Consider the following 13,835-nt stretch of genomic DNA (forward strand, 5'->3'; position numbering starts at 1 on the left):
AGATCAGGTTTACGCAAGTTTAGGAATTCGTACGGCATGGCGTGGGGCCTACGAAGCCTTGTGTTGCCGTTCGTTCAGCGGGGCGCGAGTGGATGCGTTGGTGCGTCGTCGAAAGGTCGCCCCGATCGCGTTGCTGGTCCGGACTGACCGGCGGTTCGCTCCGGTTCTAGGACGACGTCATTGTGAAGCGGCCGGTCTCAGTTCGCGTCAGGGTGGTGCTTACGCGAGGCCAAGTCGCGGATGCGCGGGCCGGTAGTCGAACGCTGCCGTCAAGTCGTTCGGGGCCCATTTGGACGCTCGAGACCGCTCGCACCGAATGGAAATCCGTTTCCCGGTTTTCGGCGTTCGCCGATCCGTTTTCTAGGCTGCGGCTTAACGATGGATTAGTCCTTGTGTTGCGGCAGGTTGACAAGGAATGGAGCCGCTTCCACACAGAGCGTGACCGACGGGGTGTTGCGTCCTGTCGGCCGCTCGATCTCGCCCCCATGCCGAATCCCCGCGCTAAGCGCTTCGCGCTAAGCGCCTCGAAGAAGCGATACACGCCTTGAACTCATCCTCCAGCCGTCCCGCGACGCCTCTCGGCCTGCTCGTTTTTGGAATGCATCGAAGCGGGACGTCCGCCCTCACCGGAGTGCTGGAGCGGCTGGGAATTCCCGTATCGGGCGAGCTGCTGCCGGCCGAAGAGTATAATGAGAAGGGAATTTATGAAAACCGCGCGGTGAACGCGTTCCACGGCGAGCTCCTGGCCCATCTCGGATCGAGCTGGGACGACCCGATGCCGGTTTCCAACGCGTTCGTCGAAACGCCAGCGGGGGAGGGGTTCGTCCGGCGACTGGCGGCGATCATCGACGGTGAACTCTTCGCGGGTGCGCCGATCTTCGCGGTGAAGGACCCGCGCATGTCGCGCTTCGTGCCGCTGTGGCGCGCGGCGATGAAGGCCGTCGGCGCCGAGCCGAAGGCGCTCCTGCCGCTGCGTCATCCGCTCGACGTGGCGGCCTCGCTCGGCCGGCGGGACGGATTTCCCCGGGCGAAAAGCCTTCTCCTCTGGCTCGACCATACGTTGGCGGCGGAGGCGGAGACGCGAGACATGACCCGCGCGGTTCTGTCCTACGACGATCTCCTGGCTGATTGGCGCGGCGTCATGGACAAGGTCGGGCGCGAGCTCGACCTGACCTGGCCGAAGGAAAGGGCGCGCGCCGAAGCGGACATCGACGCATTCCTCAGCCGAGACCTTCGTCATCATGCCGAGCGCGGCGAGATCGGCAGCGGGACGCGGCTGGACGCGCTGACGACACAAGCGTGGTCCGCCCTGATGCAACTCGCGGCCGGCGACGCCCCGTCTGCAAGGGCGGCGCTGGACGCGGTTCGCGACGAGGTGGCCGCGGCGTCCTCTCTTCTTTCACCTTACGTGGCCTGGGAGTTCCGCGCGCTCGAGGCGAAGACGAAGGAGGCCCGCGATCTCGACTTCCATTTGCGGGCGCGGGAGAACGAGCTGGCTGCAGCGGTGGCGACGGGTCGCGGCGAGTTGCGCGCCGCCCAGGCCGAGCACGCGCGCGAACATGCCCGCATGCGGAGCGAACTCGCGCTCGCCAGTGCCGAAAACGATCGGCTGAAGCTGTTTCCCGAGCAGCTGCGCGACGCCGAGTTCCAGATCAGCAGTCTGCGGCAGGACATCCTCCAGCGTGAGGCAGCGCTGGACGCGCTGACGAACTCGACGTCGTGGCGCGCCCTGCAGCCGATGCGAAGAATGGCACAGGCACTTCCGCCCGAAAGCCGCGCAGCCCTACGCGCCCTGGCGCGCGGCGGCTGGCAGCTGATCACGCCTTGGCGGGCGGGAGCCCGGCGCGAGGTGGCGCGCACGCGACTGGCGATGCAGGCCGGGCTGCCGATGCATCCCGTAGACCATTCGCTGCATGCGTCCGCCACGGAAGGGGGTGCTGCCTGGCGGCCTCATCTCGGGCAGCCGCCGCTGAGTGTCTTCGAAGCGCCGGCCGATCGTCCTCGCGTCTCGATGGTCACCGACAGCATCAACGAGGGAAGCCTGTTCGGAGGCGTGGCGACCGCGCTGATCTTCTCGGCCCTGTTCGCTCAGCGGACCGGGCGCAAGCTGCGCATCGTCACCCGCACTCAACCCCCGGCGGCCGAGAACGTCGCGGCGTTGTTTCGCGCGCAAGGCATCCAATACGACGACAATATCGACTTCGCCTTCGCCGACATCGCCTCGGCGGATGCGCAGATCGACATCTCGGCGGACGAGCTTTTCATTACGACGAGCTGGTGGACGACACGCGCCACGCTTCAGTCGATCGCCGAGGAGAAGGTGATCTACCTCCTCCAGGAAGACGAGCGCATGTTCTATCCATTTGGCGACGAAGCGCTTCTGAGCGCGGAAACGATGGGTCGGAAGAGGGTTCGCAAAGTCATCAACTCCGAACTCCTGCACCGACATCTGGTGGCGGACGGCATCATCGATGCCGACACGCCCTTTTTCGAGCCAGCGTTCCCCGATCGAATCTATTTTCCGAACCGACAGGCGAAATCCAAAAAGGTCTTCTTCTTCTACGCGCGGCCCAACAATTCGAGAAACCTGTATGCTCGGGGCCTTGAGGTCATCGAGAAGGCGATCGTTCAGGGCATTCTCAGCCCCGACGAGTGGGACATCGTGTTCGTCGGCAAGGATCTCCAACCGCTGAGCATCGCCGGCGTCCGGCCGATCATCAGGCAGGGCATGGCGTGGGAGGAATATGCCGAGTTCACTCGTTCCGTGGATCTCGGTCTGACGCTGATGTATACGCCCCACCCCAGCTATCCCCCGCTCGACATCGCCGCTTGCGGAGGGGTTGCCGTCACCAACACGTTCGGAGTGAAGACGGATCTGGCGCAATACAGCCGTTCCATCCTGTGCGTCGAGGGCGAAGTGGACGCTCTGGTCGAGGGATTGCGCGATGGCGTGGCGCTGGCCGCCGATCTGTCGAAACGCGATCAGAACCTATCCGAAAGCGGTTTGAAGCGCGACTGGAACGATACGCTCACCGCGTCCATCGAGCATTTGGCGCAGGTCGATTCCATTGTTCATTGATCTGCCGGCCGACGAGCCTTACGCTGACCCCTGGCATGCGTCTCTTTCCTACCGTCTCAGCAAGTTGAGGAGGGGAGGCTACCGGGTCGCGTATTTCTACGAGCAGCCGGACAACAGTACCTTCCGCTATCGCGTCTTCAACATGATAGAGGCGATCGACAAGGGATTGGCCGGGGTTTCCGCATCCTACTTCCATCTTGGAGATAGCGGATCTTTCGACGAGATCGTGTCGGCAGCCGACGTGCTCGTCATATGCCGCGCGCGATACGGCGATGGAGTCGCGACGCTTATTTCTCTGGCGCGACAGCGGGGCGTGCGCGTCCTCTTCGATGTCGACGACTTGGTTTTCGACACTCAGTACGTCCATCTGCTCACGAAGAGCCTAGCACAATCCATGAGTACAGACGCGGATTGGGACTTTTGGTTCGCCTACGTTGGCCGCATCGGAGCGACGTTGCGGCAATGCGATGGTGCGATTTGCACGAACGCCTATCTTGCAGAACGCATCAAGGAGTTCGCGAAAGTCGAGGTTTGCATCGTTCCCAATTTCCTCAACGATCTGCAGTTGACGCGCTCGGAGGCCATCGTGCGTGCCAAGCGCGCTTCGAACTACGCTCGCGACGCGGATCTTCACATTGGGTATTTCAGCGGGTCTCCAACGCACAAGAGAGACTTCGACATCGCGGCAAGTGCGATAGCGGCCATCTTGGACGAATTTCCAATGGTTCGGCTGCGCATGGCGGGATATCTCGAAGTTCCCGAACAGCTATCTCATCATTCTGACCGCATTGATCGCCTCGGTTTTACCGATTTCGTCAATCTTCAAGGCCTGATTGCTTCGACGGAGATTAATATTGCCCCTCTACAAGATAATCGATTCACCAATTGCAAATCAGAACTTAAGTATTTTGAAGCTGCTGCAGTTGGTACTGTTACGATAGCTTCTCCATCCTACACATTCAAGGAGGCAATTTATCATCGTCGGAATTCATATATTTCCAACAACCATGAATGGTATTCGTCCATAAAGAGTGTAGTCGAGGGCATCATCGAATTTAACGGCGAGTACAAGACTGTCGCGGAAAATGGTGTCGAAGATGCGCAATCCCATTTCACGTCTGCGAATCAGGCAAAAAGGTTGAGCGAAGTGCTCGTTCACCGTTGAACTTCAGCAAGCTAACCAGGCATGTATGAGCTTTGAGGGCCATGGTTCTTTCACGTTGGTAAGCTTTGCTGCGTTTGAATGATCGAGTACCCCATCAAGCGATCTCTACAGGTGGGTAGATCCGACGGATGACGTGCTTTGCAATGTCCAGGGGAGTTCCAAGCCCCTGCCGCCTCGGAGGCGAAGATGATCGCTGCTAGCACGCTAAGAGGGCGAGCCCAGAGGCTTCATGGATCCATCGCGCAGGATATCGGGACGGCGATCCTCACCGGGACTTATCGACCCGGTGATCTTCTGGCCAACGAGGTTTCGTTCAGCGAGAAGCTGAGCGTTTCACGGACGGCCTATCGGGAGGCTGTGCGAATCCTCGCTGCGAAGGGGCTGGTCAGCAGCCGGCCGAAGGCGGGGACGCGGATCAACCCGAGAGCCAACTGGAACTTCCTCGATCCCGAAGTGCTGCGCTGGGTGTTCGAGAACGGTCCCCCGCCGCCCGCCTTCGTGCGCGATCTGTTCGAGTTGCGACAGATCGTGGAGCCTGCGGCCGCTTCCTTCGCAGCGGACCGCCGGACCGCCGCGCATCTTCTGGCAATGCGCGAGGCGCTGGACGCCATGTCGCGGCATGGTCTCGGCGTCGAAGAAGGGCGCAATGCCGATCGACAGTTCCACGAAACCATCCTCCTGGCCACCGGCAACGAAGTTCTGGGCACACTGGCCAGCGGCATATCAGCGGCGGTGCGCTGGACGACGCTGTTCAAGGCAAGGGACGGGCGCATGCCGCGCGATCCCGTGCCCGAGCACGCAAGGGTTCTGACGGCCATCGAGGACGGGAACGCCGTCGCCGCGCGCTCGGCCATGGCCATGCTCGTCGAACTCGCCTTTAACGACATCCGCTCGGTGGACCCGAGACTTGTGGACGTCGCGGTTTGACGAGTGCGCCTTTCGCGCGGCGTACGCGACCAGAGTTGCGGCCGGGCATTCGATCCGAACGCCGCCGCTTTGCCCTTGATCATTTCCGGTGCTTCCGCTAGTCGGAACAGCGTCGGAGAGGTGGCCGAGTGGTCGAAGGCGCTCCCCTGCTAAGGGAGTATACCGGGAACGGTATCGTGGGTTCGAATCCCATCCTCTCCGCCATTCGAAATCTTCTCGTATCGGTTGACGGTCGCCGTGCCGACAGCAGCGCCCAGCCGGTTGCGGCTTCAGGCTGATGCCAGCCCGGGGAGGGAGAATGCGCTCCGAAGGAGCCGTCTCATGGAAGAAACTCTCGACATGAACAGTCTCGCGCAGCGTCTCGGGCAGACGCTGGCGCTGATCGAAACGATGTTGCGGGACGACCGCGCGGAGGCGGAAGCCAAGCGGGCGCATTATTTCGATGCCCTACGCCGCAAGGCCGCCGGCGAGCACAACGACAACGTGACCTCGCAGTTCTTCTCGGACGCGATCCTGACGGCGGGATGACGCTGTTTTGGGGTGGTGCCGGGAATTGGGCCGCGGCTGGGTCGTTTCCATCGCGCCGCCGGAACAGGCTTCATCTCATTCAAAGCAAAGCATGATTCGCATTGTGAGGCGTGTCCGCGCCTTATATGGTCGGCGCTCGATGAAACCACGCGGGGACGGACGGCGCGATGATCAGACGAAAGGGGCCTCTTCTGGCGGTCGCGGTGATCGCGGCCTTTGCCCTTGGATGGTATCGCGGCTTGTTCGGGCTGGATCAGGTGGTCGAAACGGCGGGCACTCCGGTCGCGCCGCCAAGCGCGACGCCTCCCGCGGCGCCGAGCCCATCACCGCCCGCCGCGCAATCACCGGCAAGTGCCGAGGTGCCTCCGGCTGCCGAAGCGGCGAAGGGGAGCCAAGCGCCGGGCTTCGACGTCGTGCGGGTCGAGCCGGACGGGTCGGCCGTGATCGCCGGACGCGGGGCGGCGAACGAGAAGGTTGCCCTCAGCGACGGCGTTCGTAGTTATGGAGAGGCGCAAACGGACGCCAACGGCGACTTCGTCATGACGCTGTCGCTGCCGACCGGCTCACGCCGGCTGCAACTGGAGCAGCCGGGCACGGGCGGCGTGTCGCAGGATGCGGCGGTGGTCAACGTGCCGCCGAAGGATCGGTCGCACGAGCTGCTGGTGATGATGGAGCGCGCGGGCCAGCCTGCGGAGGTTCTGGTGCGCCCCGAGGCGGCGCCGGCGCCGTCGCCGTCGATTGCCGCGCCGACGCAACCGGATACGGCCGAGGTCGCTACCGCCGAGGCCAAGGCTGCCCCGGCGCCTGCTCCCGTTGCTCCTCCTGGCACTTTGGCCGTGGAGGCCGTGGAAGTGGAAGGCGGCAAGCTGTTCATCGCCGGTGCCGCGCCCGAAACGTCGAAGGTTCGCGTTTATCTCGACGACAAGCTCGTCGCGGAAACGAAGGGTGGCGAGGGAGAGCGCTTCATCGCCAGCGCGGCCGCGCAGGTGCCGATTGGCGACCATACGATCCGGGCGGACGAGGTGAATGCGAGCGGTCAGGTGGTGGGCCGGGTCGAGGTGCCGTTCCAACGGCCGAACGACGAGCCGATGGCGGCTGTCGCCTCGGCTGCTTCGCCCTCGATCAAGGCCGGAGATGTGCCTGCGAGTGAAGCGGCGACCGCTGGAAGCGCTGCCGATCTATCGGGCCTGCGAACCACCGTTCAGGCGCCCCTCGAAGCGGCGCCTCCGCGCGTCATCATCCGCCGGGGGGACACACTATGGCGCATTTCGCGCGCGACCTACGGTCGCGGCAGTCGATACACGGTGATCTATCTGGCCAACGGCGACCAGATCCGCGACCCGAACCGCATCTATCCCGGGCAGATCTTCCGGATGCCGAACGGCGACGAGGCGGAGCGGAAGGGCTGACGCCGCACGGCCAACAAGTCGTGCCGCCGGGCCATCTTGGGCTGGTTCATCGGCCGGCAGAGGTTTAGAAGCGGTCGAAACATGAGACGGGCGTTTCGCCGTCCGCCGTTCCCGCACCGGAAATCTTTGACCTTGTCCGATCCCGATACTGCACCGGCCGCCGGTGAGAGCGGCGCCATGTGGCGCACGCTCCAAAGCCTCTGGCCCTACATGTGGCCGGAAGGCCGACCCGATCTGCGGGCGCGCGTCGTCTGGGCGAGCTTCTATCTCGTTCTGGCGAAGCTCCTGACGGTCGGCATTCCCTACTTCTTCAAATGGGCGACCGACGCGCTCGACGGAACGAACTCGGCCATCCAATGGCTGCCGCTGGTTCTCACCGGCGCGGTGACGCTGGTGGTCGCCTACAATGTGGTGCGGGTCCTCTCGGTGGCGCTCAATCAGCTGCGCGACGCACTGTTTGCCAGCGTCGGGCAGCATGCGGTGCGCATCCTCGCCTTCAAGACGTTCGTCCACATGCATCAGCTCTCGCTGCGCTTCCATCTGGAGCGGCGCACCGGGGGCCTGAGCCGCATCATCGAGCGCGGCACCAAGGGCATCGAGACGATCGTTCGCTTCGCCGTTCTCAACACGGTGCCGACGATCCTCGAATTCGCGCTGACGGCCGCGATCTTCGGCTTCGCCTACGGCTGGCGTTATCTCCTCGTCGTCACCGCCACGGTGGTGGCCTACGGCTGGTTCACGGTGAAGGCCAGCGACTGGCGCATCGCGATCCGGCGCGAGATGAACGATTCGGACACGGACGCCAACACCAAGGCGATCGACTCGCTCCTGAACTTCGAGACTGTCAAATATTTCGGCAACGAGGCGATGGAAGCCGAGCGCTTCGATCGCTCCATGGCGCGATACGAGAAGGCGGCGACGCAGACCTGGACCTCGCTCGGCTGGCTGAATTTCGGGCAGGGCGTGATCTTCTCCGCCGGCATGGGCGTCGCGATGGTGATGTCGGCGCTCGAAGTGCGGGCGGGGACGCAGTCGCTCGGCGACTTCGTCTTCATCAATGCCATGCTGATGCAGCTCTCCGTGCCGCTGAACTTCATCGGCTTCGTGTACCGCGAGATCCGTCAGGGCCTGACGGACATGGAGGAGATGTTCCGCCTCCTAGGGCTCCGGCAGGAAGTGCGCGACCGGGCGGGGGCGCCCGACCTCGCGGTCGGCGAAGGGACGATCCGCTTCGAGAACGTCCACTTTTCCTACGAGCCGGAACGGGCGATCCTAAAGGGGATCTCGTTCGAAGTGCCGGCCGGCAAGTCGGTCGCCATCGTCGGCCCGTCGGGGGCCGGAAAGTCCACCATCTCGCGGCTTCTGTTCCGCTTCTACGACATCCAGAGTGGGCGCATCACCATCGACGGGCAGGACATCGCCGAGGTGCGGCAGGCCAGCGTTCGCTCGGCCATCGGCATCGTTCCGCAGGACACGGTTCTGTTCAACGATACGATCGCCTACAACATCCGATACGGGCGCACCGAGGCGGCCGACGATCAGGTGCGGCAGGCGGCGGCGCTCGCGCAGGTCGATCGCTTCATCGAGAGCCTGCCGGACGGCTACGATACGATGGTCGGCGAGCGGGGCCTCAAGCTGTCGGGCGGCGAGAAGCAGCGCGTCGCCATCGCGCGCACGATCCTGAAGAGCCCGCCGATTCTCGTTCTGGACGAGGCGACCTCCGCGCTCGACACGCACACCGAACAGGAGATCCAGAGCGCGCTACAGCTCGTCTCGCATCAGCGCACGACGCTGACGATCGCGCACCGCCTGTCGACGATCGTCGATGCGGACGAGATCATCGTCTTGCGCGCCGGCGTGATCGTCGAGCGCGGCTCGCACCGGGCGCTGCTGGCCGAAGGCGGTCTTTACGCCGAAATGTGGACCATGCAGCGCGAGGAGAACGAGGCCGAGGAAGCGCTTCGCCGCGCCCGCGACGCGGACGCGCTCGGTGTCCTCAACGCCAAGCGGACCGCGCCGGTCGAATGAGCGTGAACGGCGCGGCGTTGAGCGCTGCGCCGTTTCCCCCTATGTGTCGACCCCAGGCCGATTTGCGGCGATGCAGAAGGAAATTTTCGCCGATGGATATGATCGCCTCGATCCGCAACGTCTTCGTGCCGATCCATCGCGCAGGCTATCCCTTCATCATCGGCTTCTTCGTCGCTTCCGTGCTGCTCGGCCTCCTCTGGGAACCGCTGTTCTGGATCGGCCTCGTATTGACGGTCTGGTGCACCTACTTCTTCCGCGACCCGCACCGCGTGACACCGGTCGGCGACGACCTCGTGGTGAGCCCCGCGGACGGCAAGGTCTCGCTCGTCGGTCTCGTGCGCCCGCCTGTCGATCTCGGCCTCGGCGACGAGCCGCTGCTTCGCGTGTCGATCTTCATGAACGTCTTCGACTGCCACGTGAACCGGGCGCCGGTGCGTGGGCGGATCGAGCGGATCATCTACCGGGAAGGCCTGTTCAAGAACGCCGAACTCGACAAGGCCAGCGAGGTCAACGAGCGCTCCGGCATGGTGATCGACACCTCGCATGGCGAGGTCGGCGTCGTGCAGATCGCGGGCGCCGTCGCGCGGCGCATCATCGTCTTTTCGCGCGCGGGCGAGCATCTGGAGACCGGCGAGCGTTTCGGCCTCATCCGCTTCGGCTCGCGGCTCGACATCTACCTGCCGGACGGCGCGGTCGCCCGCGTGGCGGAGGGGCAGAAGGCGATCGCGGGCGAGACCGTGATCGCCGAGTTCGGGGCGGGCCGCGCCGCCTGGTCCTGGCGCCGGGACTGATCGATGCCCGATCTCGACCCCGCGCCAGCGCCCGTGGCGTCTTCGCGCATCCCGTTCCGGCAGATCCTGCCGAACCTGATCACTATCCTGTCGATCTGCGCGGGCGTCACCGGCATTCGTCTAGCCTTCGAAGGGCGGTTCGAGCTGGCGGTCGGGCTCGTGCTCGGCGCGGCATTCCTCGACGGGATCGACGGGCGCATCGCGCGCCTCGTCAACGGGCAGAGCCGGTTCGGCGCGGAGATGGATTCGCTGGCCGACATCGTCAATTTCGGCGTCGCCCCCGCGCTTCTCCTCTACGCCTACACCTTGAACGACGCCGGGTCCTTCGGGTGGATCTGCGCGCTTCTCTACATTTCGGGTTGCGCGCTGCGTCTGGCGCGCTTCAACACGATGCTGGACGAGCCGAACAAGCCAGCCTGGAAGAGCGCCTATTTTACCGGCATTCCGTCGCCGGCGGGCGCGGGTCTCGCGTTGTTCCCGATGTATCTCGGCTTCACCAGCAACCTCGCATTTCCCGATGTGACGCCTGTCGCAGCCTCGGTCTATCTCGTGATGGTGGGCGTGCTCATGGCGAGCCGGATCCCGACCTATTCGGGCAAGACGTTCAGCATCCCTCTGCGCCGCGAATACGTCGCGCCGGCGATCCTGTTCGTGGTTCTGTATATCGCGCTGCTGCTCAGCTTCTTTTGGGAAACGCTGACGGTCTCGGCGATCGTCTACTACGCGACGATCCCGTTCTCCATCCGATCCTATCGCCGGCAGGCGCGCCGGGACGCCGCCTGATCAGTCGGGCGCGTGGTAGGTGAGGAAGCGGTTCTGCCGGACGTCGAACAGGCGTCCGGTTTCTGTCATCGAGGGGAGTGCCAGCGGCACGATGCGCGCGGCGACGTCGGCGGGCTTGGGCAGCGTTTCCGGGTCCTCGCCGGGCATGGCGAGCGCACGCATGGCGGTGCGCGTGCCGCCAGGATTCACCGAATTGACGCGCAGGGGCAGGTTCTGCGTTTCCGCCGCCCAGGAACGTCCGAGCGCTTCGAGAGCGGCCTTGGTGGCGGCATAAAGGCCCCAATAGGCCTTGCAGGAATGGGCGGCGCCCGACGACAGCAGAACGGCGCGCCCGGCGTCGGATAGGCGCAGAAGCGGGTCCACCGAACGGATCAGGCGCCACGCCGAGTTGACGTTGATCGCCATGGTGCGATCGAAGGTCTTGGCTTCGATATGGCCGATCGGGCTGAGCGTGCCCAGCGCGCCGGCATTGATTACGAGAACGTCGAGCTTGCCCCAGCGCTCGTGGATCGCGCCGCCGAGGCGATCGATGCCCGCCATGTCGGTGAGGTCCAGCGGCACGAGGGTCGCAGCGCCGCCCGCCGCCTTGATCTCGTCGTCCAGCTCTTCCAGCCCACCCACCGTGCGAGCGACCGCGATGACGTGAGCGCCCTCGGCGGCCAACTGCTTGGCAAGGTGGTAGCCGATGCCGCGCGAAGCGCCGGTGACAAGCGCGACGCGCCCTGCGAGCTGGCCGGACATGGGCGAAGACTCCTGGAACTCTGAGATGCGATGAAGGGGCGGCTCAGCCGCTCGCCATCACCGCGAGGCGGTGAACGTTGCCAGTGCCTTCCTTGTCGAGAAGGCGGGTGGGATAGTCGCCTGTGAAGTAGTGGTCGGTGAACTGCGGCCGCGCCGCATCGCGAGGGCTCCCGCCGACAGCGCGGTATAGGCCGTCCAGCGACAGGAAGGCGAGCGAGTCGGCGCCGATGTGTCGGCCCATCGCTTCGACCGACTCGTGCTGGTTGGCCAGCAGCTTCTCGGCGTCCGGTGTGTCGATGCCGTAGAAGTCGGGATAGTGGATCATCGGGCTGGCGACGCGGATATGCACTTCGCGCGCGCCGGCATCGCGGATCATTTGGACGATCTTGACCGATGTCGTGCCGCGAACGATCGAATCGTCGACCAGCACCACGCGCTTGCCCTCGATCATCGCCCGGTTGGCCGAGTGCTTCAGCTTCACGCCGAAGGCGCGGATCTGCTGCGTCGGCTCGATGAAGGTGCGGCCGACATAATGATTGCGGATGATGCCGTATTCGAAGGGGATGCCGCTCGCCTGCGCGAAGCCCAGCGCCGCCGGTGTTCCGCCATCGGGCACGGGCACGACCACGTCGGCCTCGACCGGGGCTTCCGCCGCGAGATTGATGCCCATGTTCTTGCGCGCGACATAGACGCTGCGCCCGCCCACCACCGAATCGGGCCGTGCGAAGTAGACGTATTCGAAGAGGCAGAGGCGCTCAGGCGCTGCTTCCGGGGCCTTGCGGCTGTCGATCGAGATCGAGCCGTCCGGCTGGATCTCGCAGATGACGACTTCGCCGTTCTCGACGTCGCGCACGTACTTCGCACCGATGATGTCGAGGGCGCAGGTTTCCGAGCAGAAGATCGGCTTGCCGTCGAGCTCGCCCATGACGAGCGGGCGGATGCCGATCGGATCGCGCGCGGCGATCAGCTTGGTGCGGGTGAGGGCGAGCATCGAGTAGCCGCCTTCGACCTTGCGGATCGCGTCGATGAAGCGATCTGAGGAAGAGGTGTGCTTGGAGCGAGCGATGAGGTGGAGGACGACCTCGGTGTCGGAGGTCGACTGGCAGATCGCGCCGTCGGCGATCAGTTGGCGGCGCAGCGTCAGGCCGTTGGTGAAGTTGCCGTTGTGGGCGACGGCGATGCCGCCGACCTCGAGCTCGGCGAACAGCGGCTGCACGTTGCGCAGCGCGACCTCGCCCGTGGTGGAATAGCGCGTGTGGCCGATGGCGATGAAGCCGGGGAGCTTCGCCAGCGTCGCCGGGTCGGTGTAGTGGTCGCCGACAAGGCCCATGCGCTTTTCGGTATGAAACTGCTGCCCGTCGAACGTGACGATGCCGGCCGCTTCCTGTCCGCGATGCTGGAGCGCGTGGAGGCCGAGCGCGGTCAGCGTCGCGGCGTCGGGATGGCCCAGAATGCCGAACACGCCGCATTCCTCATGCAGCGTGTCGCCGTCGAGTTCGTCGAAGGAGAGCTTGGTCATCTCGATTCCGTTCTGGCCGATCCGGGCCCGGTGACCGGTTCAGCCCGCCATATGGGGGCGTGGACCGGATTTCGCGAACAAAAAGACGATCGGCGCGGGTGCCGCGCCGACCCATGCTGCTCCCCCATGACCGCCGGGTCGCCCCGTTCGGTCAGTTGGCCGGTGCTTCGGCCGGTTGCTCTTCGCCCTGCTCGATCGCGTCCTCGATCGAGTTCGGTTGTTCGGCGGTCGGGTTCTCGCCTGCCGCGCCGGCGTCGCCGGGCGCGGCGGGCGTGCCGAAGCGTTCCTGGATGGCTTCCTGCGGGTTTTCCGGAAGAAGCGCGACGAGCTGGCCGCCGAGATCGTCCAGCATCGGCTTGGAGCGCGCGTTGGCGACCCAGGGCGGCTGGTTGCCGGACTGCGGCGGGGTCAGCCAGTTGAAGAACACCATGGCGACCACGACCAGCAGCAGACCGCGCGCCGCGCCGAAGAGGAAGCCAAGCGTGCGGTCGATCGCGCCGACGCGCGAATCGATGATGAAGTCGGCGATCTTGAGTGTGATGAACGAGACCACGATCAGCGTCAGCAGGAAGATCCCGGCGGCCGAGGCGGCGAGCGCCAGCTTCTCGTTGTGGATGTACTGCGCAGCAAACGGCGTGACCCGCTCGTAGAGCAGGAAGGTGGCGGCGGCCGCCGCGACCCAGCTCAGGACCGAGAGGATCTCGCGGGAGAAGCCACGCACCATCGCGAGCAGCGCCGAGACGAGCATGATGACGATCAGAATCGCATCCAGCAGAGTGACGGTCATTCGATACCCGGTCTGACTTGAGTGTTGCGTCGCAAACGTCGCTTGCTTGTCGTCTTACACTGCGAAGGCTTTGAAAAA

General features: G+C 64.6%; 11 protein-coding genes and 1 tRNA gene. 9 read left to right on the plus strand and 3 right to left on the minus strand.

Annotated features, from left to right (window positions below; all coding sequences use genetic code 11):
* Nucleotides 1-718: 718 nt before the first annotated feature.
* From H7A85_RS09390 to pssA, 9 genes are all read left to right on the plus strand, one after another.
* A complete protein-coding gene (locus tag H7A85_RS09390; RefSeq protein ID WP_182085672.1) occupies nt 719-3,079 on the plus strand; it encodes a hypothetical protein in 2,361 nt (786 codons plus the stop codon).
* Nucleotides 3,069-4,244: a glycosyltransferase gene (locus H7A85_RS09395; protein ID WP_210270238.1), complete on the plus strand. Its 1,176-nt coding sequence runs from the start codon at nt 3,069-3,071 to the stop codon at nt 4,242-4,244. Before H7A85_RS09390 ends, H7A85_RS09395 begins: the two co-directional genes overlap by 11 nt.
* Before the next feature lie 186 nt (nt 4,245-4,430).
* Nucleotides 4,431-5,171: a FadR/GntR family transcriptional regulator gene (locus H7A85_RS09400; RefSeq protein WP_182085673.1), complete on the plus strand. Its 741-nt coding sequence runs from the start codon at nt 4,431-4,433 to the stop codon at nt 5,169-5,171.
* A gap of 114 nt (nt 5,172-5,285) precedes the next feature.
* A tRNA-Ser gene (locus tag H7A85_RS09405) sits at nt 5,286-5,375 on the plus strand.
* 117 nt (nt 5,376-5,492) lie between these two features.
* On the plus strand, nt 5,493-5,699 hold the full coding sequence (locus tag H7A85_RS09410; protein WP_182085674.1) for a hypothetical protein: 207 nt from the start codon (nt 5,493-5,495) through the stop codon (nt 5,697-5,699).
* A 167-nt stretch (nt 5,700-5,866) separates the two neighbouring features.
* A complete protein-coding gene (locus tag H7A85_RS09415; RefSeq protein WP_182085675.1) occupies nt 5,867-7,108 on the plus strand; it encodes a LysM peptidoglycan-binding domain-containing protein in 1,242 nt (413 codons plus the stop codon).
* Nucleotides 7,109-7,285: 177 nt separating this feature from the next.
* Nucleotides 7,286-9,136, plus strand: a complete 1,851-nt coding sequence (locus H7A85_RS09420; protein ID WP_182085840.1) for an ABC transporter ATP-binding protein/permease — start codon at nt 7,286-7,288, stop codon at nt 9,134-9,136.
* Between the two features lie 41 nt (nt 9,137-9,177).
* Complete coding sequence (locus H7A85_RS09425; RefSeq protein WP_280514914.1) at nt 9,178-9,927, plus strand: phosphatidylserine decarboxylase; 750 nt, start codon at nt 9,178-9,180, stop codon at nt 9,925-9,927.
* A 3-nt stretch (nt 9,928-9,930) separates the two neighbouring features.
* Nucleotides 9,931-10,710 (plus strand): CDP-diacylglycerol--serine O-phosphatidyltransferase, encoded by a 780-nt coding sequence (gene pssA, locus H7A85_RS09430; protein ID WP_182085677.1) that lies wholly within the window; start codon nt 9,931-9,933, stop codon nt 10,708-10,710.
* Here pssA and H7A85_RS09435 read toward each other — a convergent pair whose 3' ends face one another.
* The 3 genes from H7A85_RS09435 to H7A85_RS09445 all read right to left on the minus strand — a co-directional run bounded on the left by H7A85_RS09435 (nt 10,711) and on the right by H7A85_RS09445 (nt 13,757).
* Nucleotides 10,711-11,451: an SDR family NAD(P)-dependent oxidoreductase gene (locus tag H7A85_RS09435; protein WP_182085678.1), complete on the minus strand. Its 741-nt coding sequence runs from the start codon at nt 11,449-11,451 to the stop codon at nt 10,711-10,713.
* A 43-nt stretch (nt 11,452-11,494) separates the two neighbouring features.
* Entirely contained in the window at nt 11,495-12,970 is a 1,476-nt protein-coding gene (gene purF, locus H7A85_RS09440; protein WP_182085679.1) for an amidophosphoribosyltransferase, read from the minus strand.
* Between the two features lie 151 nt (nt 12,971-13,121).
* Nucleotides 13,122-13,757, minus strand: a complete 636-nt coding sequence (locus tag H7A85_RS09445) for a CvpA family protein (RefSeq protein WP_182085680.1) — start codon at nt 13,755-13,757, stop codon at nt 13,122-13,124.
* Between the last annotated feature and the right edge of the window lie 78 nt (nt 13,758-13,835).

This window comes from Aureimonas sp. ME7, assembly GCF_903970965.1.
GTDB lineage: Bacteria > Pseudomonadota > Alphaproteobacteria > Rhizobiales > Rhizobiaceae > Aureimonas.